This window comes from Lentilactobacillus parafarraginis DSM 18390 = JCM 14109 (genome assembly GCF_001435895.1).
Lineage (GTDB): Bacteria > Bacillota > Bacilli > Lactobacillales > Lactobacillaceae > Lentilactobacillus > Lentilactobacillus parafarraginis.
Genome location: NZ_AZFZ01000169.1, coordinates 1 through 1,327, shown reverse-complemented (window position 1 = coordinate 1,327; position 1,327 = coordinate 1). Strand labels below are relative to the sequence as shown.

The 1,327-nt window shown below is 47.0% G+C and carries 2 protein-coding genes; both read right to left on the bottom strand.

Annotation, left to right across the window (positions count from 1 at the left end):
* Positions 1-65: 65 nt before the first annotated feature.
* Positions 66-503, bottom strand: coding sequence for a type II toxin-antitoxin system HicB family antitoxin (locus tag FD47_RS14535; RefSeq protein ID WP_054736739.1), 438 nt, complete (start codon positions 501-503; stop codon positions 66-68).
* Positions 504-516: 13 nt separating this feature from the next.
* Positions 517-1,242 carry a gamma-glutamyl-gamma-aminobutyrate hydrolase family protein gene (locus FD47_RS14530; RefSeq protein WP_056980842.1) on the bottom strand — a complete coding sequence of 242 codons (726 nt, stop codon included), beginning with the start codon at positions 1,240-1,242 and terminating at the stop codon, positions 517-519.
* Positions 1,243-1,327 lie beyond the last annotated feature (85 nt).

The window sequence follows — 1,327 nt, the reverse complement described above, 5'->3', positions numbered from 1 at the left end:
CTGTTTTACTTGACTAAACGTAGAAAAAAAGACCACTCAAAATTTGAGTGGTTAAAATGGGTCACTTATTTAGTATTTGAAATTGCTTCCGTCAGTAACTTAGAGAAATTAACTTTTTTCTTTTTGCCCATAGCGTCTGCCCACTTGGGAATGGTTAAAGTCTTCTTAACAGGTTGATCATTATGCAAATATTTCGTTAGGTCAACAGAAACCATTGACCTAAATGACTGATGAGGATCATAGGTAAGGGTGAAATTCGAGTCTTGTTTAAAGGGATCATCATTAACTAAAGAAACATCGTTTAAATTTGAAGGTTCAGGCAATTGCCGGCCATTATCCAAATCATCGGCCGCCTCAATTCCTAACCAGTCCGCCGCCATTTTCATAGCATCGGTAATATCCGTTCCCTGAGTGCCGGATGACTTGAAATCGGGAAAGTAGACAAAGTATTTAGTTGCTTCACTAGGATCGTAGTAGAACAAAGCTGGATAGGCAATATCCATGACAATTCTCCTTTCATTGATGCTTCTCAACTCGCCCTATAAAATCGGTAAACAGCGCCCTCATCCGCTCATCATTCTGCCACATGAATTCCGGGTGCCACTGAACAGCGGTAATCAAATCACTGTCCTTCGTCTCCACCCCTTCAATGACACCGTCCCGAGCAATCGCGGTCAGTTGCAGCTGAGGCGCAATCGCCTTGACTGCCTGGTGATGGTGACTGTTGACGTAAATATCGTCGCCGCCACCGATGATTTTCTCCAGCCGACTCCCCGGTGTCACCGCGATCCGGTGGGTTCCCTGATCCATCGGCGCTTTTTGATAGTGCTGGAGGGTCTTCTTATCGCGCTGGGATTCGATATCCTGATACATTGTCCCGCCAAGGGCGACATTCATGATCTGCATCCCCCGGCACAGCGCAAAGATCGGGACCTGCTTCTCAACGGCCAACTGAACCAACTTGATTTCACTTTCGTCAAGTAACGCGTCTGAATCTCCCTGTTGGGGGATCGGTTCCTCACCGTAAAACTTCGGTGCCACGTCAGGGCCCCCAGGCAGCAGCAACCCATCACACAACTCAATGTAGGTGGCCATTAAATCCGGTTCCCGGGTTGGAATGGAAATAACCGCCCCACCGGCGGCGACAACGCCGGCAATCTCGGGTTGATTAATACTATTTTGCTGCACATCCTTAATCAGCCTGATTTCGGCTGGGATCCCAATTATCGGTCGTTTGCTCATAAAACCACTCCTCACAAGAATTAATTGTTTACCAAATAGTACCGCACTTTTCGCCCGTACAATACCCCTTAGGGTTGACACTTTA

Coding starts and splice junctions, on each gene's coding strand:
- FD47_RS14535 (WP_054736739.1), bottom strand. CDS start 503: ATGGATATTGCCTATCCAGCTTTGTTCTACTACGATCCTAGTGAAGCA.
- FD47_RS14530 (WP_056980842.1), bottom strand. CDS start 1,242: ATGAGCAAACGACCGATAATTGGGATCCCAGCCGAAATCAGGCTGATT.